22 protein-coding genes, 1 tRNA gene and 2 pseudogenes are annotated in these 24505 nt (G+C 40.6%); 11 read left to right on the top strand and 14 right to left on the bottom strand.

The genetic code is table 11. The annotated features are described in order from the left end of the window. Window positions 1-9: 9 nt before the first annotated feature. The 6 genes from MTT09_RS09840 to MTT09_RS09815 are packed head-to-tail and all read right to left on the bottom strand — an operon-like array spanning window position 10 to window position 4002. A complete protein-coding gene (locus MTT09_RS09840) occupies window positions 10-507 on the bottom strand; it encodes a redoxin family protein (RefSeq protein ID WP_429803669.1) in 498 nt (165 codons plus the stop codon). A gap of 36 nt (window positions 508-543) precedes the next feature. Beyond that, window positions 544-1218, bottom strand: coding sequence for a molybdate ABC transporter permease subunit (modB, locus tag MTT09_RS09835; RefSeq protein WP_429803735.1), 675 nt, complete (start codon window positions 1216-1218; stop codon window positions 544-546). Then, window positions 1218-2075 carry a sulfate/molybdate ABC transporter ATP-binding protein gene (locus MTT09_RS09830; RefSeq protein WP_429803668.1) on the bottom strand — a complete coding sequence of 286 codons (858 nt, stop codon included), beginning with the start codon at window positions 2073-2075 and terminating at the stop codon, window positions 1218-1220. Before MTT09_RS09830 ends, modB begins: the two co-directional genes overlap by 1 nt. A 2-nt stretch (window positions 2076-2077) precedes the next feature. Then, window positions 2078-2467: a TOBE domain-containing protein gene (locus MTT09_RS09825; protein WP_429803667.1), complete on the bottom strand. Its 390-nt coding sequence runs from the start codon at window positions 2465-2467 to the stop codon at window positions 2078-2080. Further along, window positions 2464-3219, bottom strand: a complete 756-nt coding sequence (gene modA, locus MTT09_RS09820) for a molybdate ABC transporter substrate-binding protein (protein ID WP_429803666.1) — start codon at window positions 3217-3219, stop codon at window positions 2464-2466. The genes MTT09_RS09825 and modA overlap by 4 nt, the downstream gene beginning before the upstream one ends. Then, window positions 3220-4002: a TOBE domain-containing protein gene (locus tag MTT09_RS09815; RefSeq protein WP_429803665.1), complete on the bottom strand. Its 783-nt coding sequence runs from the start codon at window positions 4000-4002 to the stop codon at window positions 3220-3222. A gap of 154 nt (window positions 4003-4156) precedes the next feature. On the opposite strand from MTT09_RS09815, the gene MTT09_RS09810 reads away from it, so the two are divergent. Genes MTT09_RS09810 through MTT09_RS09800 form a run of 3 tightly spaced genes read left to right on the top strand, consistent with a single transcriptional unit; the run spans window position 4157 to window position 7928 of the window. After that, complete coding sequence (locus tag MTT09_RS09810) at window positions 4157-4873, top strand: MlaA family lipoprotein (protein WP_429803664.1); 717 nt, start codon at window positions 4157-4159, stop codon at window positions 4871-4873. Window positions 4874-4875: 2 nt separating this feature from the next. Next, window positions 4876-5478, top strand: a complete 603-nt coding sequence (locus tag MTT09_RS09805) for an ABC transporter substrate-binding protein (RefSeq protein ID WP_429803663.1) — start codon at window positions 4876-4878, stop codon at window positions 5476-5478. Continuing rightward, a complete protein-coding gene (locus MTT09_RS09800; protein WP_429803662.1) occupies window positions 5478-7928 on the top strand; it encodes an efflux RND transporter permease subunit in 2451 nt (816 codons plus the stop codon). The genes MTT09_RS09805 and MTT09_RS09800 overlap by 1 nt, the downstream gene beginning before the upstream one ends. Window positions 7929-7930: 2 nt before the next feature. Here the strand turns inward: MTT09_RS09800 and MTT09_RS09795 are convergent, their stop codons facing one another. Continuing rightward, window positions 7931-8506, bottom strand: a complete 576-nt coding sequence (locus MTT09_RS09795) for a BON domain-containing protein (RefSeq protein WP_002940841.1) — start codon at window positions 8504-8506, stop codon at window positions 7931-7933. A 75-nt stretch (window positions 8507-8581) separates the two neighbouring features. Here MTT09_RS09795 and MTT09_RS09790 point away from each other — a divergent pair. Continuing rightward, window positions 8582-8679: transfer RNA gene (locus tag MTT09_RS09790), tRNA-Sec, on the top strand. Between the two features lie 120 nt (window positions 8680-8799). On the opposite strand, the gene MTT09_RS09785 is transcribed toward MTT09_RS09790, so the two are convergent. The 4 genes and pseudogenes from MTT09_RS09785 to MTT09_RS09770 form a co-directional block, all read right to left on the bottom strand. Next, a complete protein-coding gene (locus MTT09_RS09785) occupies window positions 8800-9141 on the bottom strand; it encodes a hypothetical protein (RefSeq protein ID WP_429803661.1) in 342 nt (113 codons plus the stop codon). A 2-nt stretch (window positions 9142-9143) separates the two neighbouring features. Continuing rightward, the gene (locus tag MTT09_RS09780) at window positions 9144-10466 is read right to left on the bottom strand and encodes an NFACT RNA binding domain-containing protein (protein WP_429803660.1); all 1323 of its coding nucleotides are present in this window, start codon (window positions 10464-10466) and stop codon (window positions 9144-9146) included. 71 nt (window positions 10467-10537) lie between these two features. Beyond that, on the bottom strand, window positions 10538-11062 hold the full coding sequence (locus MTT09_RS09775; protein ID WP_103575376.1) for a methyl-accepting chemotaxis protein: 525 nt from the start codon (window positions 11060-11062) through the stop codon (window positions 10538-10540). Between the two features lie 753 nt (window positions 11063-11815). Next, a pseudogene (locus MTT09_RS09770) lies at window positions 11816-12352 on the bottom strand (cache domain-containing protein); the annotation flags it as partial. Between the two features lie 556 nt (window positions 12353-12908). On the opposite strand from MTT09_RS09770, the gene leuC reads away from it, so the two are divergent. Beyond that, window positions 12909-14174, top strand: coding sequence for a 3-isopropylmalate dehydratase large subunit (leuC, locus tag MTT09_RS09765; RefSeq protein ID WP_429803659.1), 1266 nt, complete (start codon window positions 12909-12911; stop codon window positions 14172-14174). Between the two features lie 369 nt (window positions 14175-14543). Here leuC and MTT09_RS09760 read toward each other — a convergent pair whose 3' ends face one another. Beyond that, entirely contained in the window at window positions 14544-14801 is a 258-nt protein-coding gene (locus MTT09_RS09760; protein WP_087583541.1) for a SemiSWEET family transporter, read from the bottom strand. A 222-nt stretch (window positions 14802-15023) separates the two neighbouring features. On the opposite strand from MTT09_RS09760, the gene MTT09_RS09755 reads away from it, so the two are divergent. From MTT09_RS09755 to MTT09_RS09730, 6 genes are all read left to right on the top strand, one after another. Then, window positions 15024-15599 (top strand): molybdenum cofactor guanylyltransferase, encoded by a 576-nt coding sequence (locus tag MTT09_RS09755; protein WP_429803658.1) that lies wholly within the window; start codon window positions 15024-15026, stop codon window positions 15597-15599. Next, complete coding sequence (locus MTT09_RS09750) at window positions 15592-16560, top strand: phospholipase A (protein ID WP_429803657.1); 969 nt, start codon at window positions 15592-15594, stop codon at window positions 16558-16560. The genes MTT09_RS09755 and MTT09_RS09750 overlap by 8 nt, the downstream gene beginning before the upstream one ends. Before the next feature lie 165 nt (window positions 16561-16725). Further along, window positions 16726-18120, top strand: a complete 1395-nt coding sequence (locus MTT09_RS09745; protein WP_103571842.1) for a GntP family permease — start codon at window positions 16726-16728, stop codon at window positions 18118-18120. Further along, window positions 18117-19247 carry a glycerate kinase family protein gene (locus MTT09_RS09740; RefSeq protein ID WP_429803656.1) on the top strand — a complete coding sequence of 377 codons (1131 nt, stop codon included), beginning with the start codon at window positions 18117-18119 and terminating at the stop codon, window positions 19245-19247. The genes MTT09_RS09745 and MTT09_RS09740 overlap by 4 nt, the downstream gene beginning before the upstream one ends. A gap of 186 nt (window positions 19248-19433) precedes the next feature. Next, complete coding sequence (locus tag MTT09_RS09735; protein ID WP_103574068.1) at window positions 19434-20171, top strand: 4Fe-4S dicluster domain-containing protein; 738 nt, start codon at window positions 19434-19436, stop codon at window positions 20169-20171. 13 nt (window positions 20172-20184) lie between these two features. Beyond that, complete coding sequence (locus MTT09_RS09730; protein ID WP_429803655.1) at window positions 20185-23175, top strand: molybdopterin dinucleotide binding domain-containing protein; 2991 nt, start codon at window positions 20185-20187, stop codon at window positions 23173-23175. A 286-nt stretch (window positions 23176-23461) separates the two neighbouring features. Here MTT09_RS09730 and MTT09_RS09725 read toward each other — a convergent pair. Both MTT09_RS09725 and MTT09_RS09720 read right to left on the bottom strand, forming a co-directional pair. After that, a pseudogene (locus tag MTT09_RS09725) lies at window positions 23462-23578 on the bottom strand (integrase); the annotation flags it as partial. 66 nt (window positions 23579-23644) lie between these two features. Next, the gene (locus MTT09_RS09720; RefSeq protein ID WP_429803654.1) at window positions 23645-24505 is read right to left on the bottom strand and encodes an AMIN domain-containing protein; all 861 of its coding nucleotides are present in this window, start codon (window positions 24503-24505) and stop codon (window positions 23645-23647) included.

The raw sequence follows: 24505 nt of genomic DNA, 5'->3' as shown, positions 1-24505 counted from the left end.
TTTCTATCCTTAGTAGTCTTCGTTTTTTATCTTCTCCAGCATATTTTTAGCGTCGTTTTCAGGCTCATCAACGATATATGCGCGCCTTATATTGCTGCCTTTTATGATAAGTGTTTGACGAAAGTAAAATTTATGCCCATTTGAAGCTGCAAATACCGGAAGCTCAAGCGCTCGCTCTAGCATAAACTCGCTATCGTTTAAAAACATCACGCCAGTTGCGGTCTCTTCTTCAAATTTCTTCTGAGCTGCGATATCTTGGGAGCCAATAGCTACTACCATAAAGCCAAGATCGTTAAATTCTTTAAGAAGTTTTTTGTAGTTTATCGCTTGCTTCGTGCAGCCTTTCATGCCTGCAGTATTTTGCAGCTGCTTGCTTAAAAGCTCAAAGTCCTCGCCTATCTTTGGGTAGATAAAAACCACGCAGTCATGGCTCCTTGCAAAGGCAGAAAAGTCAAATTCTTTACCGTCTAAAGTCCTTAGATAGATGCTTGTAGGCACTTTTATCATCTTTCATCCTTTAAAATTTTTATCTATTATATATCTTTAAGCTTTTTTTGAATTTAAGAGATAGACGACAAAAAGAACGAAAAAGCTAATTGTTAGCATCAAAAGTGCGTAGATGTGAGCTTTGGTATAGTCAAGCATCTCAACTGCTTCAAATATCGCGATACTAGCGACCTTGCTCTCGCCAGCCACGCTGCCACCTATCATCAAAACCACTCCAAACTCGCCCATCGTATGAGCAAAACTAACGACGATCGCGGTTAGTAAGTTTGATCTGATACTTGGTAAGATGACCCTAAAAATGGTCGTAAGCTTGCTTTTGCCAAGGCTGTAGCTCGCCTCAAAAAGGCTCTTTTTTAGGCTATTTAGTCCAGCGTAAATGGGCCCAAACATAAATGGCAGCGAGTAGATGCAGCTTGCTACAACAAGGCCCGTGAAGTTAAAAACCAGTCTCACGCCAAAGAGCTCTTCTATAAATTTGCCAAAAAATGAGTAAGGCGAGAGAAAAATGAGCAGATAAAAGCCAAGAACGCTTGGTGGCAGCACTAAAGGCAGCGAGATGATGGACTCTAAAAATGCCTTGCCAAAGAATTTCTTTTGCGACATAAAGTAAGCAAGTCCTACGCAGAAGAAAAATAGTATAAAGGTCGTGATAAAAGAGAGTTTTAGCGAGAGCCAAAACGGCTCATAATCAATATTTGCTAGCTCGTTCATCATGCTTTTACCAAATTTACGCCAAAGGCTTTTGTGCTAACTATGGCCGCGTCACCAGCTTTTAGCCCACTAGCTTCTGCGCTACTTAGCACGACCTCGCAAATTTGACGGTTTATTAGCACGCTTGCCACAAAAATGGCGTCACACTTTTTGATCTCCAAAACCTTAGCGTTAAATGCAAATTTCTGCGATCCAGCACTTTTTAAAAATATCTCGCTCGCACTGCCAGACCTTGAAATTTTGCCATTTTCAAGGACGAAAACCTTGCTACAAAGCTTATAAATTTCAGCTATGTCGTGACTTACTAAAATAACGCTCATCTTAAACTCATCGTGAAGTGCTAGCAAATAGTCTTGTAGCTTCTCGCGCATGGCGTTATCTAGGGCACTTAGTGGCTCATCTAGCAGTAAAATTTCTGGCTTTCTCATCACCGCACGAGCGAGTGCCACGCGCTGCTTTTGACCGCCTGAAAGCTCGCCTATTTTGGCGTTTTTTAGGCTCTTTAGCTCGCAAATTTCAAGCAGTTTGTTTGCTAAATTTTCATCATTATTTGCAAAGAGCAAATTTTTAAAGACATTCATATTTTCAAAAAGGGCGTAGTCTTGAAACAAAAAGCCGATATTTCGCTTTTGCGGGGCTAAATTTGTCTTTTCATCAAAAAAGATCTTATCTGCAACCTTTATCACGCCACTTTGTGGGGCTTCAAAGCCAGCGATGAGCCTTAAAATCGTAGTCTTGCCTCCGCCACTTGCTCCATAAAGTGCGACAAACTCGCCACTTTCAAAGGCAAGCTCAGCCTCAAGCATAAATTTACCGCCACCGCCATTTAGCTCTTTTTTGCAAGAAATTTCTATCATTTTTAAGCACTTACGTGGATACTTGTTGATTTAATGTAGGCAAAAACCTGCTCGCCTACCGCTAAATTTAGCCCTTTTAGAGCGTGATCTGAGATGATAGTCTCAAAGCAAAGCTGCTCACACTTTAGGCTAACTATACTTAAAATTTCGCCACGAGTTATGCCAGCGACCTCGCATTTTAGCTCATTTTCAAGCGAACTAGCCTCAAGTCTAAGCCTTGATAAGATGACGTCTGAGCTTTTGAAATTTAAGCTCACCTCATCATTTAGAGCAAATTTGCTAGCCTCATTTAAGGCTAGCATATATAAATTTGTCCCTAAATCTAAGCACTCAAGCTCAAAAAAACTGACGCCATCTTTGGATGAAATTTGAGTGATCTTTGCTCTAATCATTTAGCTGGGACGTTGTAGCCAAATTTCTTGAAAATTTCTTTTGCCTTTTCGCCCAAGATAAACTCATAAAATGCTTTAGCATCAGTGTTGCCATCAGCATGTTTTAAAAGCACGATGCCTTGATCGATCGGAGTGTAGAGCTCTTGAGGCACGAAGATGTAGTTAGTGCCCTCTTTGTATTTTGCCATTTTCTCGCTAAAAAGCGCGCTAGCAGCGATAAATCCAACATCTGAAGCGCTCAAAGCTTGAGAAAGTGTCTCAGAAATTTTTTGAGCGTAGACGATGTTTTTCTCTACTTCGTCATAGATTTTTGCATTTTTAAGAGCCTCGATACTAGCCTTGCCGTAAGGTGCTGTTTCTGGATTTGCTACCGAGATCGCTTTTAAGCCGCGAACCACTTCGATACCTTTTTTAAAATCCACATTTCTTATAGAAAAGATCGCTACAGCGCCTTGCGCATAAACTTTTGGAGCAGCCACTGCAAACCCTGTGTCGTAGGCCTTTTGCGCAAAGCCCATATCAGCAGCCATGAAGATATCAGCTGGAGCCGAGTTTTGTATCTGCGTGACAAGGCCGCCGCTTGCGCCAAGAGTTAGATTGATCTTAGCGTCTGGATGAAGCTTGTTAAACTCTTTTATAAGCTCAGGAAACGCATAAGTCGTGTTTGCTGCGGCATAGACATTTACCTCTGCGCCAAGTGCGTTTATGGCAAGCAGAGCTGCCACACATAGAAATTTAAAAACCTTTTTCATTTATACTCCTATTATGATTTGAGATGATTTTACTATGGCTAAAAGCGTGTCACCAACGCCTATTTGCATATCCATCGCGCTATCTTTTGTGATGATGGCAGTTAAAGTTTGCTCATCACTTAGTTTTAGCGTGACCTCAGCATTTACAGCACCTATCTTTGCCTCGATGACCTCACCTTTTAGCTGATTTTTAGTGCTTATTTTTATATCAAGATCTTTTGCAAGGATGACAGATGGCGCTTTAAAGATGAAAACTACCTTTTGACCCACTTTTAGGCCTAAATTTTTCTCGCTTTCAACTGTTATGGTGGCTTCAAGCGTGTTGCCATTGCTTAGCTTTGCGATGATTTCAGAATTTACAGCACCTCTATTTATACTGACGATCTCACATGAGAGCTGATTTCTCGCACTTAAATTCATATTCATCCTTTGTAAATTTATGATATCGACATCTTCAAAATCAACCTTTTGGCAAATTTTTTGCAAAAAATCCTTTTGTGTCTCGAGGATAGCGTCGTAAATTTTTATCAGTTTTTTGGCGTATGGGCTAAGCTCTGAACCGCTATTTTTCTTGTTGCCATCAGCTCTTATGATGAGAGGCTTGCTGCTTTTGTTATTTATCGTATCTAAGCAGTCCCAAGCGTTTTTATATGATATGCCGACAACCTCAGCCGCTTTTGTGATACTTTTTGTCTCTTTTATCGCCTTAAGTAGCGCTATATGCTTTGCTAAAACCTGCGTATCTTCGCCCAGAAATAGCTCTAAATTTATATCTGCTTTCAAATTTTTAACCTCTAAATATATAATAATAACTTGCAAAGTATATCTAATTATATTAATACAAAAGCTTAAAATTACAAATTTTCTTTAATTTCTTGTAAAGTTTCAAGAGGATAAAATCAAGCTGTATTTTGTAAATAAATTTTAAGGTTTTATGATGAAATTTTTGCTTGCTATCTTTTGTAGCCTGCTTTTAGCCTGTGCAAGTGCTGATATAAATGCGACTAATGGCAATGAAAATGACGATTTTGACGTTGAATTTGAAGCAAAAAAAGATGTGTTTGACCCGCTTAGTGGCTACAACAGAGTGATGACAAATGTAAATGACTTTATCTACATAAATATGCTAACTCCAGTTGCAAAAGGCTACGCTTATGTCGTGCCAGCTACGGCTAGAACGATGGTTGCAAATTTCTTTGACAACCTCCTTTTTCCAGTGCGTTTTGTAAATAACTTACTTCAGTTTAAATTTCAAAACGCTGGTGAAGAGACTTTGCGCTTTTTGGCAAATACGATAATTGGCTTTGGAGGGCTAACAGACGGGGCAAAATACTATGATCTAAAGGCTCACAACGAGGACTTTGGACAAACACTTGGCTACTGGGGGCTTGGAAGCGGCTTTCACATCGTTTGGCCACTTATCGGACCATCAAATTTAAGAGATACTGGAGGCCTAGTTGGCGACTATTTTGCCGATCCTATCAGCTACGTAGACCCTATGCTTTTATCGCTTGGTATCATGTCTTATAGGACGTTTAACAGCTTTGCACAAGACCCAACAGCATATGAAAAACTACGCAAAGACGCGATCGATCTATATCCATTTTTACGCGATGCTTACGAGCAAAGACGCGATAAACTTATCAAGGAGTAAGTATGAAAATTTTTAAAGCTTTTGCGGTGATTTTACTTTTAGCAACTAGCCTTTTTGCCCTCTCAAAAGAGCAGATAAAGCCTGAGATAGAGGCAAAGACAACAAAGGTGATTGAAATTTTAAAAAATACAAATTTAGACAACAATGCAAAGACAAAGGAGATTTTTGCTCTGCTTGATCCACTATTTGACTACAAGCAAATGGCAAAGATCAGCCTTGGCAAACGCTACAACAGCCTAAGTGCTGACGAGCAAGCTAAATTTGACACAGCATTTGAGCAAAAGCTAAAAAGCTCATATATCGACAAGCTCTTAGGCTACAAAGACCAACAGATCCACATCACTGGAGAGAGTGAGCCTCAAAAAAATAGATACTGGCTCACATCAGAGCTTCTAAATGACGGCAAAAACTATGAATTTGTCTATAAATTTTACGATGCAAAAGAGCGTGGATGGCTCATTTATGACCTTGATATCGTTGGTGTGAGCATCATTCAAACTTATAGAAGCCAGTTTGGCGACGTGCTAAATAACGCTGATTTTAATACGCTTTTACAAAAACTAAACGAAGCGGTTTTGCCTGATCAAAACAAAACTAATCCTTAATGCGACAAATTTTTAAATTTATCATTGCCAAAAACAAGCTTGTTATCTCGCTTGTGCTAGTTCTAAGCGTGGTTTTTGGCTGCCTTAGCACAAAGCTTAGCATCGATGCTTCGGCTGAGACCTTACTGCTTGAGCATGACCCAGATCTAAAAGCCTATAGGCAGATCGCAAAGCGCTACGACTCGCCAGGGCTTTTGGTGGTCGCTTTCACCCCAAAAGATGATCTTTTTTCACCTAAAAATTTAGAGCTTATTAAAAATTTGAGTGGCGAGCTAGCCAAAAACGATATGGTTAGCAGCGTTATCTCTATCTTAAACGTGCCACTTCTAAATAGCGTAAAAGGTGGCGTTACAGGCATCTTAGATCACACGCCAACACTAAGTGATAAAGATATAAATATCTCAAAAGCAAAGCTTGAGTTTGCAAAAAGCCCCATTTATAGCGGAAATTTGATAAGCAAAGATCTAAAAACCACAGCGATCGCGCTAAATTTAAAGCAAGATGATAAATTTAACGAGCTTTTAAATGAGCGAAATTTACTTAGTCAAAAAGAGTCAAACGGCACTATCACGCAGGCTGAAAAAGAGAAATTTAAAGCGCTTTTAGCGGAGTTTAAAGCTTACCGAGATGAGCTTAGAAAGAGCGATCACAAAAACCTTGAAGCCATAAAGGCAGCCATCGCTAAATTTAACGCAAACGATGAGCTCTTTTTAGGCGGCGCAAACATGATCGCTGATGATATGATAGGCTTTATAAAGAGCGATCTTTTGGTTTATGGCCTAAGCGTTCTAGCGCTTCTTAGCTTTAGTTTGTGGCTATTTTTTAGGCAGATTAGATGGATCGTCTTGCCGATGTTTATCTGCGCGGTAAGTGCCATTTTTACGACTGGGATTTTTGGTATGTTTGGCTGGGAAGTGACGGTCATTAGCTCAAACTACATCGCACTTCAGCTCATCATCACCATCTCAACAGTCATCCACCTAGTCGTTAGCTACAGAGAATTTTACGCAAAGCATCCAAAATACAGCCAAAATCAGCTCATCTACCTGACACTTCGTGACAAATTTTCTCCATCTTTTTGGGCGATATTTACGACAGTCATTGGCTTTAGCTCACTCATGAGTGCCGATATAAAGCCAGTTATCATGCTTGGCATTATGATGAGTGCTGGCATTAGCGTTTCACTTGTGCTTGCCTTTTTGCTATTTGGCGCGATAAATGTAAATTTAAAGAAGCTTGCCCCTGTTAGGACATTTGAAAACAGCTTTAAATTTACAAAATACTGCGCAAATTTAGCCCTAAACTCAAGAAAGATCATCTACGCAGTTTGCGTGCTTGTTGTCTGCTTTGGCGTTTATGGCATCAGTAAGATAAAGGTCGAAAACAGCTTCATTGGCTACTTTAAAGAGAGCACGCAGATCCGCCAAGGCATGCAGGTCATCGACACAAAGCTTGGCGGCACGATCCCAGTTGATGTGATAGTTAAATTTAAAGAGAGCGAGCCAAAACAAGAAAAAAGTGATGAGAAAGATGACTTTGAAAGCGAGTTTGAAAACGACGCAAAGAGTGCGAAATACTGGTTTAACAGCTATCACACAAGAGTTGCAGAGAAAATTCACGACTATCTAAAAGAGCAAAATTTTGTAGGCAACGTAAGCTCGCTTGCAACGCTCATAAAGGCGATAAAAGAGCTAAATAACGGCGTTAGTGATGATTTTTTGCTAGCTGCGATGTACGAAAAACTACCACTTGAGTATAAAAAGATCTTGCTAAGTCCTTACGTGAGCGTCGAAAACGACGAGCTTAGATTTAGCCTAAGGATCGTTGATAGCGATCCAAATCTTAGACGAAATTTATTTCTAAAAGAGCTTAGAGAGGGGCTTGCAGAGCTTACTAAAAACGATAACGTAAGCATCGAAGTTGTCGGTATGATGGTGCTTTATAACAACATGCTTCAAAATTTACTTAGCTCGCAGGTTGATACATTTGGACTAACGGTTGCGATACTTTTTGTTATATTTTGCTTTGTTTTTAGAAGTATCAAGCTAGCAACCATCGCCATAGTTTCAAATTTGATCCCGCTTTGCACCCTTTTTGGCGTGATGGGATTTTTTGGCATTCCGCTTGATGTGATGAGCATTACGATTGCTGCCATTAGTATAGGTATCGGCGTTGATGATATCATCCACTACATCCACCGCTTTAAAGAGGAGCTGCTTACAAAGGACGTTTTTGAAAGCATCAAGGCTGCGCACGCTAGCATTGGATACGCGATGTATTACACCTCATTTACCATTTTCCTTGGCTTTAGCGTGATGATAACAAGCAACTTTATACCGACAATTTATTTTGGCTTGCTAACTGATCTTGTTATGGTCTTTATGCTACTTGGTGCGCTCATCATCTTGCCAAGTTTGATAGCAAGCTTTGTGAAAAAGCGCGAGGTATAAATTTATTTGATAACTTTGATAAACGAATAGACATCAGCCACGCCGTCAATGTGCTTAGCGTACCAAATGGCGTGCTTTTCTTGCTCGATGCTATCTACCACACCGCTAAAAACAACGTCACAGCCAACGATGCTAACACGCACATTTGTGCCCTCAACGACGCTATCTTTGAAGAGATTTTGCTTTAAATTTGCAAGAATGCTTAGGCTATCGCACGGATACTCGCTCTTTTTTACCCTAAGATAGGTGTAAATTTTTCGCACTCCGTCCGTGCTTTTGGCAAGCTCAACTAGCTTATCTCCTAGCTCTTTGCTATCAACAAGCCCTATAAGATAGGCGTCGCCATAAAAGACCTCTATCTCGATGTCAATGTTGCTAAGCCCTTTTGAAAACAAAATTTTGCTTTGTAGCTTGCTTTGGATAAATTTATCACGAGAGATCGAGTAGATGCCGCGTTTATCGCGAGAAATGGAGTATGCGTCATATACATTTAGCGGCGCTGTTGCTGGGGTGAGGACTGAGGAGCAAGAGCAAAAAAATAAGACCAAAAATGCAAAAACGCTAAATTTAGAAATCATAAATCCTTTTGTAATTTCAAAAAGTTTATATAAAATGGGCTAAAATTTATCTAAATCTGCTAAAATAACGCACACGGAGGATAAAGTAATCTGGTGATGCTCACGGGCTTCAAACCCGATGACTGGGCGGTTGACCGTCTGGTGGGGAGTTCGATTCTCTCATCCTCTCGCCACTTTTGCTTCTTTTAATTTCTACTTTTTAAATTATCTGTTTTTTGATTTAAGGTGCAGTTAGCTAGTAAAATTTTAAAAATAATGGTCGCAAATTTAAACCATGGTCTTTAAATTAAAGTTTAAATTTTTATATCCAAAACGTGCGGCTCTTCGCTCTCTTCTTCGCTATCAAGCTCGTCTTCAAAGACCTCTTCATATTTGGCTTTTGCGTTTTGCTCTTCGTTCTCAAACTCGCTCGCCTCTTCTTCGCTCTTTTGACGCTCGTGCTCTTTTTCAGGGTCTATTTTATATGACTCCTCCATCGGGCGCACCTCTTTGATCTCCTCATTTTGCTGGGTGGCTAGCTCAGCAGCCATTAGCGCTTGCATGTCAAAGCGTGCTTGCTGGTTTGCATGCACCTGCGAGACGACTGGGGCGTTTTGGTTGATGAAGTTGCTGTTTCCTAAAGGTGTTACCGCCATTTTTAGCCTTTATTTATGATGATCGTTTTGTAGTGTGTGTAAGTGACATTTGCGCCATTTTCGCGCCTTAAATTTTCACGTTTAGTGTAATCCACCTCATATCTGCCAGCCCCTTTTACGCTAAACTCCACGCAAAATTTGGCAGCCATTTCTAGCACGTCTTCTGGCACTTTGCTCTTATTTGTCTTGATGATGACGTGAGCGCTTGGAGCGTCTTTTAGATGAAGCCAGATGTCATCTTTTTTGGCAAGATCAAGCAAATTTATATTACCTTTTTCATTTCTGCCAACTAAAATTTTAAACTCTCTAACGTAGAAAATTTCAGCATTTTCGCTCACATCTTTTATCTGTCTCTCTCTTTGTTTTGCCTTGTTTTTTGGGCTTAAAATTTCAAGCTCGTAAGCACTTTTTGCCTCTTTTAAAAGCGACTTTAGCCCTTCTAAAAACTCTATTTTCTCACTTAAATTTCTCTTTTCTATCTCTACACCAAGGGCTTTTGCACGAAATTTTTTTGACCTTGCGTAAAATTCATTTGCGCTATTTTTTGGCGTGTCGCTAAGAGTTAGTTTTATCTCATTGCCGTCAAAATCATTAAGAGAAATTTCTCTCTCATAGCCCTTAAAATTTGCCAAATTTGCAAGCAAAAGTGAGCCATAGTTTGCAAACTCCTCGCTCTTTTTCATAAGCTCATCTTTATCTTCAAGCGAGTTTAAAATTTCACTCATGCTATCTATCTTTTTTTGCACGCTAGTAAGCTTTGCCTCTTTTAAGCTAGCTATCCTAGCCTCATTTATCCTGGCTGCTTCACTTTTAAAAAATGCCTCAAAGTCAGTTATAGGCTCGCACGGCTTTTCTTTGATGGCGATGGTTGGCAGCTCTTTTAAAACCTCGCCAGTTTCTATCTTGCGGTAGCTATTGTCGATATGTCTTAGCGCCTCGATGATCACGCTATTTTCATCAGTTATCACGGCGTTTGTAAAGCGGCCTGTAAATTCAAGATAAAGGATGAAATTTTCGCTTTTATATGAGCCACTTTGCGTGCAGGTAAATTTTAAAATTCTATTGTCTTTTAGGCACTCGACGCTTTTTATATGCGAGGCGTTAAAGCGCTTTTTTAGGACATTATCAAAGGGCGCTTGATAAATTTTCACCTCTTTTAGCTCATCATCTTTATATATCGCAGAGTTTGACTTATTTAGATCAAAAATGATCTTTTCGCCGCTAAATTCAATAAGTATAGCCATGTCGCTTACGCGCTTTGCTTGGCTGATCTTTTTAAATTTTGATAGATAATTTGCTATTTGAACTAAATGTGCGTACTTCATGCGGGGATTATATCAGAAATGTTGCAAAAATGTTTTAATGAAATGTCCTAGCTGGCTTGCTAGGACAAAAGTTAAAATTTGTTTTTAGCGACCTCTTTTACGATCTGATCAGCGATCTCATCGACCTCGTTTGTGGCCTTGTTTGTTTGATTTGCCACTTCGAGATTTTCTTTTGTTAGGTTGTCGATGTCAGCAACTAGAGTGTTTATCTGAGCGATCGCTATGGTTTGCTCGTTTATCGCCGCACTCATGTCGTCGATGTTTTGCGTTAGGATATTTGCATTTGCTTCGATCTCACCAAGGCTTTTTTGAGTGCGCTCGGCTAAATTTCTAACCTCATCAGCCACAACCGCAAAGCCCCTGCCATGCTCTCCCGCACGTGCTGCTTCAATGGCAGCGTTAAGGGCTAGCAAATTTGTCTGATCAGCTATGTCGTGGATGATGGTGATGATATTTTTTATCTCCTCAGATTGCCTTTTGACATCATCAGATCTTGCATTTACCTGCCTCATAGATGCGCTCATTTGCTCAACCGCAGCCGCACCCTCAGAGAGCGATGTAGCACTCTTGTTTGCCTTAGTGGTAAGCTCCTGCATATAGCCTTTTAGCGCCTTTGCGCGGTCTTCTAGCAGTTTTGCGACATCTTCATTATTTTTTAGCATCTGCGCGATCTTGTCGCCAAGTGCGTCAATGCCTTTTGCGATGACGCCCTCGTCGTTTATCCTGGCGGTAAAGTCATTTTTAAAGTAAATTTCTAGCGCTTTTAAGATATCGTGCTCATTTGAAGCGATATTTGTCTTTAGTGAGTCACGTAGATCGCCAAATGCCTCTTTTAGTTTAAGCAGAGCTTGGCTATTTGTCGTCGCTTCAAGCGTTGCTCTAAAGTCACCACCTTTTATCTTGCTTACAAATTCTTGCGTTTTGGCTAAAAACTCGCGCTCGTTATTTAAATTTTCTTTTGTGCTCTCGATGTTTTCGTTGATGATACTAGCCATAACGCCTAGCTCGTCGTTACTTTTTAGCTTGATAGGCTCGACGTTTGAAGTTTTGTTGTTTATAAATTTAAAGACCTCGATTAGTCCATTTTGTATTGTTAAAACTGGTCTTAAGAAGTATCTAACGACCACGATGATGGCGATGATGACTGAGATCAAAAACAGACTAAACATCAAAATTTGCTTGTTTGAAGCGCTTTTTATCTCAGCTACAAACTCATCAGCATCAGCCACTATACAGACGTTCCAGCCTGTTAGCTTTTGTTTTTGGCAGTAGATGACGTTTCTCATGCCTTTATAGAAAAACAGTGAGACCTTGTCGCCATCTATGCTGTTTTTCATATTTTCTTTGATGAGGTTTTTGTAGGTTTCATCTTCTTTTGAAACTAAATTTATATCAGGATGAACTATCACTTTGCCGTTATCATCGGCGATCATGATGTTTGAAGTCTTAGTTGTTTTTATCTCTAAAAGCTCTTCGCTAAGGCCGTTTAAGAAGATATTTGCGCCGATTACCGCTACAAGCTTGTGGTTGCTATCAAAGATAGGAGCGTAGGCTGTGATGGTTAAATTCTTTGTCGTGACATCTATATATGGCTCTGAAAATCCAGGCTTGCCGCTACTGCTTGCACCCTGAAACCAAGCCCTCGTGCGACCGTCAAAATTTGGTATCAAAAATGGCTGATTGTTTTTCAAAAGATCAGTCTTTATGACGTTGCCGTTATCTGCATAGCCCACAAATAGCGCGTCAAATGGCGAAATGATAAACGCACCCTTTAGTGCCTCGGCTATATCGTCCTTGCTAGCGTAGGTCTTTTTATCCTCAAGCTCTTTTGCAAAATTTTGCACCATGTGAAGTCTTGATTTTAAAAACTCATCGACAAAATACATCGTCGATTTTAGTCCAGTTTTACGCACATTGTTGTAAGACTGAATTTTTTCCGATTTGGAATTTGAGTAGTTTATGCTAAAAAATATGCCTATGCCTATTAGCATCCAAGCTGTCAGCAAAAAGGCTATCTTGTTAGACAAGCTAGAAAATAGTCTCTTCATCTTAAATCCTTTTAAAATTTTCGGCGTATTTTATAATAAAAGTTAAATAATATCTCTTAATTTTTATTTTTAAGAAAAAATGGCAAAAAGTAGCTAAATAACGCTTGTTATGATAAATTTTGCTAAATTTTATTAATTTAATTATCCAAAGTAATAAACAAAGTATTTTAGGGATTTAGCATAAAATTTAAGGCTAAATTTTACGTTGAATTGATTTTAGTTGCTTAAATTATAATTTTAAAATATATAAAAAAGAAAATTCTATCTTGTAAATCTTATCCGCACAAATTTTTTATAATAAATTTTTTGTCAAATTTATAGTGATTTAAAGCGCTGGCTAAATATCTTTTTATACAAATTTCGTTAAAATCGCCTCAAAATTTAAAGGAAATTTATGAAACAAACTATCACCGAAAAAATATTTTCAGATCACGTTGGCAAAGAGGTAAGCGCAGGAGAGATTATCGAGAGTAAGATTGATATGATCATAGGCAACGACATTACGACGCCTATCTCGATCAAGCAGTTTGAGCGAAGTGGCGCTAAAAAGCTAGCCAACCCAGACGGCTTTGCCATCGTGATGGACCACTACATCCCGACAAAGGACATCTTAAGCGCAAATCAAGCCAAAATTTCACGCGAATTTGCCTACAAACACGACCTCAAAAACTACTTCGACGAAAAAGATATGGGCATCGAGCACGCGATTTTGCCTGAAAAAGGGCTAGTCATCCCAGGCGACGTCATCATCGGCGCAGACAGCCACACCTGTACGCACGGCGCTCTTGGGGCATTTAGCACCGGTATGGGTAGCACCGACCTAGCTTACGCGATGATCACTGGCAAAAACTGGTTTAAAGTGCCTGAGAGCATCAAAGTCGTCTTTAAAGGCAAGCTTGATAAGCACGTCTATGGCAAGGACCTCATCCTTGAGATCATCCGCCAAATAGGCGTTGATGGCGCACTTTACAAGGCGCTTGAGTTTAGCGGCGAGGTGATAGATGGCCTTAGCATGGATGATAGATTTTCAATGTGTAACATGGCGATCGAAGCTGGCGCAAAGAGCGGTATCATTGCGGTTGATGAGATCACAAAAGAGTTTTTAAAAGATAAAAATTTACGCGATAAACCAAAATTTTTCTACTCAGATGAGGGTGCAAAATACGACAAAATTTTAGAGATAGATGTCACAAACCTTGATCCAGTCATCGCATATCCATTTTTGCCAAGCAACGGCAAGAGCGTAAGACAGGCGGTTCGAGACGATCTAGCTATAGATCAGGCATTTATCGGCTCATGCACAAATGGCCGTCTAAGCGACCTTCGCATAGCAGCGCAAATTCTAAAAGACAAAAAAGTAGCTCGCAAAACAAGGCTCATCATCACTCCAGCTACGCAAAAGATCGCAAGAGCTGCTGAAAAAGAGGGGCTTATCGACATTTTCATAGAAGCAGGTGCGATTGTGAGCAACCCAACATGTGGTGCTTGTCTTGGCGGATATATGGGCATTTTGGGCGCAAATGAGCGCTGTATCTCAACGACAAATAGAAATTTCGTCGGTCGTATGGGCGATAGGACGAGTGAAATTTATCTGGCTAACTCGGCGGTTGTGGCGGCGAGCGCGATAGCTGGTAAAATCGCCGATCCAAGGGACTTATAGGCGTTAGCTTTTAAGTATCTTTGAATGAGTTAGAAATTTTCACACTTTGATAAACTATGTGTTTTATCTTGTGTGAAAATTTCGTCACAACATCCAAATCTATCTTAAAATCTTGCCGCTAAATTTTTAAAATATAAATCCGACCTAGCAATCGACATATTCTTGCATTAATCTTGAGATGAAATTTGCCCTAAAAACTATTAAACCCATCTCACGATACTTTGCCTTACGTTTTGACAAAATTTGACTATTTTTTATTTAGCATCTAATTTTCTTTTTGAAATATCACAGAAATTTGAAGAGTTTGTATAAAATAAATTTAACTGGCAAATCCAGCTATTTTTTGCAAATTTACCGGTTTTTAGCGCATTAAAACGCTGTTATAGTTGCCAAAAGTCCAAAGATTATGCCTGGTAAGTTTGCAGCTGAAAGCGGATAGTCTTTTTTAGCTTTTAGTAGGCCGTAACTTGTCCAGATCGTGCAGTTTATCGCAGCTGCTAGTGGCTGGATAAAAGGCGTTTTATGGCCATCGAGGTTGCCCATTATTTGTGGGATGTATGAAAAGTACATAACAACCGATAAGCACGTGCCTATCCAACCTAAAATTTGTAAATTTCTTTCACTCATGTGATCTCCTTTAAAAGTAAGCCATTATATTATTCTTAGCTTTATGATTAGCGTGGTAAAAAAATTAATTTTATCTGCCAGAAAGTAGCCCATTGTTTTGGCAAAAGCGCTTTTTTGCAAATTTAAGGGCAAAGCTTTGTAAAGTGATAATAAATTTAAAACAATATGGGTTAGAAAATTTGGTTATACTTTTGTAATTTTTAAAATTTAAAAGGATAAAAGATGCAAACTTGCGTCATTTTAGCAGGGGGCAAGAGCTCGCGCATGGGGCAGGATAAGACCTTGCTTCCATTTGGGGGCTTTGAAACGCTTACGCACTATCAGGTCGCTAAATTTAGCAAAGTTTTTGATGAGGTTTTTGTAAGCTCCAAATTTGAGAAATTTAGCCCACCACTAAAGCTCATAAAAGATGAGAACAGCGAGGAGTATTCGCCGATGTTAGCGCTTTACTGCGTGCTAAAAAGCTTTGATCACAGCGTCTTTATCATCCCAGCTGATATGCCATTTTTTGATCTAAAAAGCTTAGAAGAGCTCGCTAAATTTAAAGATGAATTTGAGATGGTCGTGGCTGGTGATGATGAGCATATACATTCGCTTTGTGGCTTTTTTAGCCCAAATTTAGCCCCATTAGCCAAAGAGCTTTATCTAAAAAATGAGCATAAAATAGGTCTTTTAAGAAAAAGTTGCAAGCTTAAGGTGGTAAATTTTGAAAATAAAGAGCAGTTTTTTAACGTAAATTTCCCAGAAGAATACAAAATAGCAAATGAAATTCAAAAAAAGGAGCAAAAGGATGCGTAAGTTTATACTATTTTTGGCTCTTGCCTTTAGCCTTCTAACAGCAAGCGAGCTTAGCGAGTTTCAAAGGGCGCAGGCACTTGAGCAAAGTGGCGATATAAAGGGTGCTATGCAAATTTATAAAAGCATCGCCGCAAACTCTATAAACGCGCAAAGCGTAGCTTCCAAGACTAGCCTAAATACCGAGCCAGCGACGCCAGAAGCAAAGGTAAAGCAGGCTAAGATCACACAAGAAAACAAGGCTGACCACCATCTGCAAAACGCACTTGGCATAGAGCTTTATAAATTTAACTACCTTTTGCCAATAACTTATGCGAAAAATATACCAAATGACAGCAGAAAGAGCGTTGAGACTAAATTTCAAATAAGCCTTGCAAAGCCGCTATTTTACGACGTTTTTGGCCTTAGAGAGAGCCTTGTAGCGGCATATACGCAGACTTCGTGGTGGCAGATCACTAAAAAGTCATCGCCGTTTCGCGAAACAAACTATCAGCCAGAAATTTTCTTAAATTTTGCCTCACCAAAATATCTAGAGAAAATCGGCGTCCAAAACCTAAAATTTGGCCTTTTACATGAGTCAAACGGACGAGATGGCAGCAAATCAAGAAGCTGGAACAGAGCCTATGTGCAAAGCGACTTTGTCTATGGCAACTTTAGTGTCTCGCCAAGAGCTTGGGTAGTCGTTGGCGACAAGGGCGACAACAAGGACATCTTAAAATACATCGGACACGGCGATGTGAGGCTTAGCTACAACCTAAACGACCACATCTTTAGCCTAATGCTAAGAAATAACTTACATTTTGATAAAACAAATAAAGGCGCGGCCGAGCTTTCATATATGTTTCCGATATTTTCAAGCGGCGTTTATGGCTATTTGCAGTATTTTACAGGATACGGCGAGAGTTTGATTGACTATGATAGGCACACTGACAAGGTTGGTCTTGGCTTTGTTATTTTAAAATAGCCTTAAAAATTTAATCTTATAAAGTGGCTAAATTTGGGCAGATGAAGTAAATTTTAGATAAATAACGAAAAAAATTTAACTAATAGAAAAACTTAAAAATATTAGAAAAAATATAAGCAAATTTTGCTAAAATCACTGGCAAAATCTCACAACAAAGGAGTTTTCATGAGCGGTATAGCTTTGATTGTCTGTTTTGTTATAGCAATCATCCTTATGATCGTTATGATCTCAAAGTTCAAGGTGCATCCATTTTTGGCACTTATGAGTATATCTTTGGTACTCGCGATCGTCGCAGGTATCGATCTATCCAAGATCCCAGCGATGATAGGCGTTGGCTTTAGTGGCACATTTAAGAGCATCGGCATCGTCATCATCTTTGGAACGATCATCGGCACAGTGCTTGAAAAAACGGGAGCTGCGCTAAAGCTAGCAGACATGGTCGTTAAGCTAGTCGGACAAAGACGCCCTGAGCTTGCCATGCTTATAATGGGCTGGGTTGTTGGCATACCAGTATTTTGCGATAGCGGTTTTGTCGTCTTAAACTCTATCCGCGAGGCACTTTATAAGAAAATTTCAGCAAGTCCAGTTGCTATGTCAGTAGCACTTAGTGGCGGTCTATACGCTTCTCACGTCTTCATCCCGCCAACTCCTGGCCCGATAGCCGCTGCTGGCACACTTGGCCTTGGAGGAAATTTACTTCTTGTCATCATCATGGGTACAGTAGTTTCAGTGCCTGTTTTGGTAGCTGTTTATTTCTTTTCAAAAAGTATCGCTAAAAGCGTAACTATCAGTGACAAAGAGGCTGACGCTACGATAACAGCTAGCTACGAGGAGCTTTTAAAGAAATTTGGCAAATTGCCTTGCGGATTTTTGAGCCTTGCTCCTATCATCATGCCTATCATCTTCATGGCGGTTGGCTCTGTGATCGATGTTTTAGCAAAACAAGGCATGCTTGATAAAGCCGCGCTCTTACCAAAGATATTTTTATTTTTAGGTAACCCTATCATCGCCCTTGCGATCGGCGTGATCTTTTGCGTATTTTTACTAGCTGAAACTAAAAAGATGAGAGAATTTGACCATATAACAAACGAATCATTAAAGATCGCTGGTCCAATACTCTTTATCACCGCAGCTGGCGGCGTTTTAGGCAACGTCATCACCGAGGCTGGCTTTGTAAATTTCATAAAAGAAAATGCCTCAACTATAAAAGCGGTAGGAATTTTCTTCCCATTCATCATCTCAGCCGTCCTAAAAACAGCTCAAGGAAGCTCGACCGTGGCTATCATCACGACAGCCTCTATCATGGGCGCATTTAGCGATGGCAACTCGCTCATGCACATACTTGGCTTTACGAGCGAAATTTCAGCCGCACTTTGTGTCATGGCGATAGCATCAGGTGCGATGTGCGTATCTCACGCAAACGATAGCTATTTCTGGGTCGTGACAAACTTTAGTAAGATGACCGCAGATCAAGGATACCGCACGCAAACTGCGATGACATTTATCATGGGCGTTGTTGGAATGATCAGTGTTTATATTTTATCTTTGGTGCTTTTATGAGAATTTTGGTTGCGATAGATTCATTAAAAGGCTCGCTAAGCTCACTTGAAGCGGGCCTTGCTATAAAAGAAGCCCTTGAGGATTTTTGCGACGTCGTCGTAAAACCAGTCGCTGACGGCGGCGAGGGCAGCGTAGAGGCTATGGCTGACGCGCTTGATGCTAAATTTATAGATACCATTGTTAAAAACCCACTTGGGACTGAAATTTTAGCTAGATATGCCCTAAAAGACGACCTTGCCATACTTGAGATGTCAAGCGCTTCAGGACTTACTCTTATAAATCCTGATGAGAGAAATCCTATGAAAACTAGCACATTTGGCTTTGGTCAGATGATAAAAGATGCCATTAGCAAGGGTGCAAGGAAATTTATCATAGGCATCGGCGGAAGTGCCACAAATGACGCTGGCACAGGTATGCTAAGCGCTCTTGGTTTTAAATTTTATGATAAAAACGGCGCTTTGCTTGAGGGCAAAGGCGAGGATCTGGCTCAAATTTGCGACTTTTCATATGAAGAGGCGCTAAAAGAGCTAAAAGAGTGCGAATTTTTAATCGCCTGTGATGTGGATAATCCACTTTACGGTCAAAAGGGCGCAGCCTACGTCTATGCACCACAAAAGGGCGCAAATGGCCGCATGGTAAAGCAGCTTGATGACGGCCTTAAGCACTTTGCAAGCCTTGTAAAAGAGAAAAATGGCACCAAATTTCACACGCAAAAGGGCGCTGGAGCAGCTGGCGGACTTGGCTTTGCTTTTGTGGCATTTTTGGGAGCGAAGCTCAAGCCTGGCATCGAGATCATCACGCAGACCATCGCACTTGAAGATGAGATCAAAAAGGCCGATCTTGTCATCACTGGCGAGGGCCGCATGGACTTTCAAAGCACCATGGGCAAGACCCCAACAGGCGTGGCAAAGCTAGCTAAGAGGCATCATAAGCCAGTCATCGCGCTTGCTGGAAGCGTGCAAAGGTGCGCCAAAGACTGCCATAAACACGGCATAGATGCCTATTTTTGCATACTAAATGAGCCAATGAGCCTTGAAGAAGCCATGCGAAAAGATAATGCCCTTAGAAATTTAAAGATGACTGCCGAGCAAGTCATCCGTCTTTATATGCTAAACCATAAAGCATAAATTTAAAAAGATAGAAGCTAAATTTCTATCTTTTTCTCTCTAAATTTCAACTTCAAATTCTACTCACAAAGTGCTACAAAAATTCTCAAAATTTAATACATTTTGTAAAAAGATAAAATAAACTTTAGAAAAAAAATTTACTATGTTAAAATAAGAAAGACTTCTAAAAAGAAAGGAGAATTTCTTATGCAACAGACCCTAAACTCTCGTCGCAGTTTTATCGCAGCTGCAGGACTATTTTTCGCTACGACTGCGCTAAAGGCAGCACCAAAGGACTTTAGTGGTAGTGGCGTTCGCTACGGCATGGCGATAGATCTAACAAGATGTGTTGGCTGCCAGTCATGTACTATGAGCTGTATGTTGGAAAATGACGTTCAGCCAGGTGCTTTTAGGACCATCGTCTCTGAGTACGAGGCAAAGGATAAAAGCGGCAAAATGGCAGTCATTGCGTCACTTCCAAGACTTTGCAACCACTGCAACAAACCAGCCTGTATCGACGTTTGTCCAACAGGAGCAAGCTATCAAAGAAGCAACGGCATCGTAAAGATCGACACAAAAGAGTGCATAGGCTGTGCGCTTTGCGTGGAGGCCTGTCCATATCACGCAAGATATCTTAGCTTGCATACCTACAAGGCCGATAAATGCACCTTCTGCGACCACAGACTAAGAGCGGGACTTCAGCCAGCATGCGTAGAGAGCTGTGTGGGCGGTAGCCGTATAATAGGCGATCTTAACGATCCTAACTCAAATATCAGAAAATTTCTAGCCACACACGAGACTATGGTTATAGATAGCCCTAAAAATACAAATCCACAGGTGTTCTACCACGGCGTTAGCGAAATTTTGGCTAAAAACGATAAGAAACTCGAGCTTGATAATGGATACAAAAAGGTTATCAGCTGGAGCGAAGAGATAGCACAGTAAAAGGAGATAAGCAATGCAAAGAAGAGAATTTTTAAAAAGATCAGCCGTACTCTCAACACTAACCGCGAGCGCTGTGCTAGCAGATGGAGAAAAAGACGACTACAAACCGCAGTCAAACTCACTAGAGCCTGAATTTAGCGTAAAAGATGGCAAAATTTCACTTAACGACGGACATAGCGTTGTCTTTTCTATGTGCCACGGCTGTACAACGAAGTGTGGCATAAGACTTCACGTAGATGATAAAAACGACCGAGTTTTAAGATGTAGCGGAAACCCATACCACCCACTCTCAAACGTACACTGGGCAAATTTTGACACATCTATAAACGACGCTTTGCTTGCCACAACACTAAGCGGCGAAGATGAAAAGCGAGCCACAGTTTGCGCTAGAGGAGCGATATTACCTGAGATGATAGACTCGCCTGCAAGGATACTAACGCCACTAAAAAGAGTTGGCAAAAGAGGCGAGGGCAAGTGGAAGAGCATAAGCTTTGAGCAGCTAGTAGAAGAGGTCGTAGAGGGTGGAGATCTCTTTGGTGAGGGGCACGTGGATGGGCTAAGAGCGATATATAGTGACGAGCTAATAGACAGCGAAAACCCAGAATACGGCACCAAACGCAATCAATTTTTAAGCTTTTACCTATATGACGGACGCTCAGACATAGTTGATCGCTTTGTCAAAAAGTCATTTGGCACTATCAATCACTACTCACACGGCGGAATTTGCGGTGGTGGCTTTAGGGTCGGCGGCAAGATCGCACACAACGCAAAGGGCTTTGCACACACAAAACCAGACTATGAAAACTCTAAATTTGTTATCTATTGGGGCACTTCGCCGTCAAATGGTGGCAACCCTTTCCAAAAACAGGCAAAAATGCTCTCTTACGCAAGAGGCACTAGAGATGACTTTAGCTATGCAGTTGTAGACCCGAGCGTTACAAACGCTGTAAAATACGCCTCTTCAGATAAAGGCCGTTGGATAGCGATAAAGCCAGGCACCGACTCAGCTCTAGCTATGGCTATGATACGCTGGATCATAGAAAATGAAAAATACGCTACAAACTACCTTATCCAGCCAAATTTAGACCAAGCAAAGCTAGCAGGCGAGATACACTGGTGCAACGCCACGCATCTAGTCATCACCGAAAAAGGTCACAAAGACTACGGCAAATTTGCACTTATCAATAACGAGTGGCAGGTCTGCTCGCAAGATGGCAAGATACAAAGCTACAAGGTAAATGAACCAGCCAAGCTCTACTACAAAGGTAAAATTTTAATAGACGGCAAAAAAGTCGAGGTTAAAAGCTCGATGCAGCTTTTAAAAGAGTCAGCTTATAAGCATAGCTTAGAGGAGTACTCAAAAATTTGTGGCGTGAGCGTTGAAGATATCATCTGGCTTTGTGAAAATTTCACCAAAAACGGCAGACAGGTGAGTACAAACGTGCATGGTGGTATGATGCATACGCAAGCTGGTATGACTACTTTTGCGATACTTTGTCTAAACACGCTAATGGGCACTTACGGCTATAAAGGCGGCAACGTCAATGCAAGTGCCGGCACACACGAGTTTTTAAAGGGCAGATATGACCTTGAGAGCTTTGAGGGCGCTTATAAGCCAAATGGTTTAAATTTATCAAGATCAGGCAAATACTACGAAACAAGCTCTGAGTATAAGCGCAAAGTAGCAGCTGGTGGCAGTGGCTATCCATCAACTCAGCCATGGTACCCTATCTCTATGCCACTTGTAAACGAAACGCTTACAAGCCACAAGGCTGGCTATCCATACAAAGTAAAAGTTTTCATAAATTACATGACAAACGTACTTTACGGCCAAGCAGGACTTGAAAGAGCGGTTTTAGACGCGCTAAAAGATAGTAAAAATTTACCACTTTTTGTTGGCATAGACGCCTTTATGAACGAGACAAACGCCTATGCTGACTACATCGTGCCAGATGGGGTAAATTTAGAAAACTGGGCGCTTCCAAACTCTCTTTGGGGAACGATCGCTAAAACTTCAGTCGTGCGCTATCCAGCTGTTAGCTCAAAGCAGGCAAAGGATAAAAATGGCGGCGTGATCGACGTTGAGGCGTTTTATATAGCCGTAGCAAAGAGGCTTGGACTAAAAGGCTTTGGTAAAAATGCCTTCAAAGACAAAGACGGAAATTTCATGGACCTTGACGTAAAAGAGCAGTACTACGCGGCTGCACTAGCAAATTTAGCCTTTGATGGCGAGGGCGTGAAAGATATAAGCGACGAGGACAAAAAGCTTAGTAAGATTTCAAGAGTGATGACAAAACTCGATCCTTATCTAAAAGACGAAGAGAAGCCAAAAGTAGCACACGTACTAGCAAAAGGCGGTAGATATGATAGCTACGAGAGCGCGTACAAGGGCGATAAAACAACCGTAAAAGTGCCAGCACCTACGCCAGCTTCTATCTACTATGAGCCACTTGGCGGACACAGACACTCGGTAACGGGCGAATTTATGCCAGGAGTGCCAAGTCTGATGCTACCAGTAGCAAGTGACGGCACGCCGCTTGAGAAATTTTTCCCACGCTCTGAGTGGAAATACACAGTTAGCTCAAGAAAGTCAAATATCCAGCACTTCTACACCTTTGTTAGCCCAAGGCTAAGAGCTGTGCATCCTAGCAACTTCGTAAGGATAGCGCCAGATGTAGCGAGCGAGCAGGGCATTCGCTCAGGCGATAAGGTCAAAGTGACTACGCCTTATGGCGCGCAAGTTGGCGAGGCTTTTGTAACTGACGGCGTTGCTAGCGGAGTTATCAGCATAGAGCATGGATTTGGCCATGATGAGTTTGGTATAAGAACGCACATCGTCGATGGAAAGCCAGCTTTTGGGATAGCAAATTTAGAAAAAGGGGTCAATCACAACAAGCTTGGACTTCTTGATCCAAAAAGAAATGGCGAATTTAGCCTAAATGACTGGCTGGTTGGTACTTGCGCTAGACAAGCACTTCCTGCAAAGATAAGAAAGATAGGTTAGTTTGATATAAATTTGGCGAGCAGAGTAAAATTTGCTTGCCAAATTTGCCTATTTGTAAAGCAGTTTGTGTCTAAAACTTCTTACCCAAAGAAGGATAAGGACAAGCGACTTTAAATTTAAAATCGCTATCTTTTACGCCAGCTCATCAAGCCTTTTCTCATCAAGTGCGCCGAGTTTATTTTTTAGCATTTTTAGCAATGCAAAGTCCTTTGGTAGCTTGTTTTGTGGTGGTAAAATGATAAATTTGCGTTTTTCTCGCTACTAATGTATAAATTTTGATTTAAATTTACTCATTTGCCAGATCCTCAGCTACTTTAGCAGCGAGTTTTAGCTTGTCACTATCAAAGTGTGTGTAAATTCGTGAGGTGTTTAAGCTTGCATGTCTAAAAGCTTTTTGCACTAGTTTAAACCTTTATGTGGTTACGACCAAGAGAAATTTAAAAGGTAGGCTTAAATTTAAATATAAAAACTATAAAAGCTTAAGCACATATCCATTTTCGGCAGCTTCAAGCTTATATTTGTGCATCTTATCAAGCTCTAAAACCACTCTAAAATAGCTATCGTGCCAGCCGATTATGACGTTTTTAAATGTCTCGTTTTCGAGCTTTAAATTTCTTGTTTTAAAGCTTCGTGGAAGTTTTGCAAAGTCAAGCACGATCTTGTTTTTTTCATATGCAAAGTGCTTTAAATTTTTAGCTTTTGTGATGATATTTAGCTCTTTCTCGTGCACTAAAAAGCTGATAAACCCTAAGAATTTAACCTCTTTTTCGCTGCTTTTTATCTCCCCAACAGGTTTTGTGGCTGGCTCGATCTTAACTTCTACTACCTTTTGCTCAGGCTTAGCTGGCTCTTTTGCTTTTTTTGTGCCAAGGTCGATCACTACGACGTTTGGAGTTGGTACGTCTGAGGTTTTATTTCTATCTTTATTTGAAATTTTAGTCTCATTTTTTTCTATTATTACTGGCGTGCTCACCTTTTGAGCTGGCACCTCTGCCATCGTAACAGAAACATCTAGCTTTTTAGCTGCGACTGGCTCTGGATTTTTCATCTTGCTTAGGGCAAATTCATCGTTCCAGTCGATAGTTTTGTTTATATCAGTTAGTCTTTTTTCTTTTATGCTGCCGTCACTCGCCCTATATCTTATGCTCACATCCATCAAAAGCGCTGCGTCGCTTGGAAATTTAAACGAGAGCGAGTTGAAGCTGTCATATTTTTCGACGATATTTGTCGTCATGACGCTTGTATTTAGCTCGCTAATAGGCATAAATGGGTTTTCTCTAGCGCATAAGCTCGCAGTTAAGATAGATAAAACTAACCAAATTTTCTTCAT

Source organism: Campylobacter concisus, assembly GCF_050447505.1.
Taxonomy (GTDB): Bacteria; Campylobacterota; Campylobacteria; order Campylobacterales; family Campylobacteraceae; genus Campylobacter_A; species Campylobacter_A concisus_BP.
Note: the sequence above shows the minus strand (reverse complement) of the source record. Positions and strands in the feature narration are given on the sequence as shown.

Excerpts from the sequence above, each read along its gene's own strand:
- MTT09_RS09825 (WP_429803667.1), bottom strand. The coding sequence starts at position 2,467 with ATGATTAGAGCAAAGATCACTCAAATTTCATCCAAAGATGGCGTCAGT.
- MTT09_RS09750 (WP_429803657.1), top strand. The coding sequence starts at position 15,592 with ATGCGTAAGTTTATACTATTTTTGGCTCTTGCCTTTAGCCTTCTAACA.
- MTT09_RS09830 (WP_429803668.1), bottom strand. The coding sequence starts at position 2,075 with ATGATAGAAATTTCTTGCAAAAAAGAGCTAAATGGCGGTGGCGGTAAA.
- modB (WP_429803735.1), bottom strand. The coding sequence starts at position 1,218 with ATGAACGAGCTAGCAAATATTGATTATGAGCCGTTTTGGCTCTCGCTA.
- MTT09_RS09755 (WP_429803658.1), top strand. The coding sequence starts at position 15,024 with ATGCAAACTTGCGTCATTTTAGCAGGGGGCAAGAGCTCGCGCATGGGG.
- MTT09_RS09775 (WP_103575376.1), bottom strand. The coding sequence starts at position 11,062 with ATGCAGGAGCTTACCACTAAGGCAAACAAGAGTGCTACATCGCTCTCT.
- MTT09_RS09785 (WP_429803661.1), bottom strand. The coding sequence starts at position 9,141 with ATGGCGGTAACACCTTTAGGAAACAGCAACTTCATCAACCAAAACGCC.
- MTT09_RS09780 (WP_429803660.1), bottom strand. The coding sequence starts at position 10,466 with ATGAAGTACGCACATTTAGTTCAAATAGCAAATTATCTATCAAAATTT.
- MTT09_RS09720 (WP_429803654.1), bottom strand. The coding sequence starts at position 24,505 with ATGAAGAAAATTTGGTTAGTTTTATCTATCTTAACTGCGAGCTTATGC.
- MTT09_RS09800 (WP_429803662.1), top strand. The coding sequence starts at position 5,478 with ATGCGACAAATTTTTAAATTTATCATTGCCAAAAACAAGCTTGTTATC.
- MTT09_RS09805 (WP_429803663.1), top strand. The coding sequence starts at position 4,876 with ATGAAAATTTTTAAAGCTTTTGCGGTGATTTTACTTTTAGCAACTAGC.
- MTT09_RS09740 (WP_429803656.1), top strand. The coding sequence starts at position 18,117 with ATGAGAATTTTGGTTGCGATAGATTCATTAAAAGGCTCGCTAAGCTCA.
- MTT09_RS09745 (WP_103571842.1), top strand. The coding sequence starts at position 16,726 with ATGAGCGGTATAGCTTTGATTGTCTGTTTTGTTATAGCAATCATCCTT.
- MTT09_RS09840 (WP_429803669.1), bottom strand. The coding sequence starts at position 507 with ATGATAAAAGTGCCTACAAGCATCTATCTAAGGACTTTAGACGGTAAA.
- MTT09_RS09795 (WP_002940841.1), bottom strand. The coding sequence starts at position 8,506 with ATGATTTCTAAATTTAGCGTTTTTGCATTTTTGGTCTTATTTTTTTGC.
- MTT09_RS09730 (WP_429803655.1), top strand. The coding sequence starts at position 20,185 with ATGCAAAGAAGAGAATTTTTAAAAAGATCAGCCGTACTCTCAACACTA.
- modA (WP_429803666.1), bottom strand. The coding sequence starts at position 3,219 with ATGAAAAAGGTTTTTAAATTTCTATGTGTGGCAGCTCTGCTTGCCATA.
- leuC (WP_429803659.1), top strand. The coding sequence starts at position 12,909 with ATGAAACAAACTATCACCGAAAAAATATTTTCAGATCACGTTGGCAAA.
- MTT09_RS09760 (WP_087583541.1), bottom strand. The coding sequence starts at position 14,801 with ATGAGTGAAAGAAATTTACAAATTTTAGGTTGGATAGGCACGTGCTTA.
- MTT09_RS09810 (WP_429803664.1), top strand. The coding sequence starts at position 4,157 with ATGAAATTTTTGCTTGCTATCTTTTGTAGCCTGCTTTTAGCCTGTGCA.
- MTT09_RS09735 (WP_103574068.1), top strand. The coding sequence starts at position 19,434 with ATGCAACAGACCCTAAACTCTCGTCGCAGTTTTATCGCAGCTGCAGGA.